Raw genomic sequence first — 791 nt, forward strand, 5'->3', positions numbered from 1 at the left:
GCCCGCCCGCCTGAAAGCGTTCCCACAGGGGCGCGGCGACGACGCTCAGCGCGTGAAGCGGTCGGGCGGGTCCCGCGGCGAGGTCTTTTTGCACGGCGGGGAAGTACGCGCCGCCGAGGTCTTTGAGCGCGTAGCCTTTTTCGGTAATGGTGAAGCTCGCCATTTGGAGCGATTCCGCGCGGAAAACCTCCTTGAGGCGCGCCCAGTATTTCAGCGCGGACGAATCGGCGACGAGCGCCTCTCCGACGGACGCGACGACTTTCTTTTCAAGCGTCCCGTCGGGGCGCATAAGCACGAGCAGCGAGAGGTTGTCGTAGGGGGCATAGATTTTGTCTATGATTTCAAAGTCGTAGGGGGCGACGGCGATGATTCCGGTGTCCGCCGCGCCTGTTTCCAGCAAGCGCTGCTGGAGTTCCGCGATAAAGGCGCGGAATATGTTGCCGCCGCCGAAGTGAATCCACCGCGGTGCCTTCCGCGTCCGCTCGCTCATTGCGTCAAAATCGAAATGCGGCACGAAGGCTTTCCGCTCCCATTCGCCCCGCTGCGCAAACACGCTTTTCCCTAAATGCAGCACGCGCTTCTCCTGACCGGATATGATTGCGGGAATGCTAGCGCCGCGGACAGGGGTTGTCAACGGCGCAACTGGCGGCTATACAAAAGGCGGCTCATTCCCACTGCGGGGAGGACGCGGAAGTCTGCGTTCGGCGACAGCCTTTATCCCGCGAGTTTGCCAAAGCAAACTCGGTGCGCTGCGGCGTGCGGCAGTTCTTTGAGGAAACTCGGCGTAAAGG

1 pseudogene is annotated in these 791 nt (G+C 61.9%); it reads right to left on the reverse strand.

Annotated elements, in window-relative coordinates:
• Window positions 1-574 (reverse strand): annotated as a pseudogene (locus AWU74_RS06645) (mannitol dehydrogenase family protein); the annotation flags it as partial.
• Between the last annotated feature and the right edge of the window lie 217 nt (window positions 575-791).

Source organism: Treponema endosymbiont of Eucomonympha sp. (assembly GCF_001028545.1).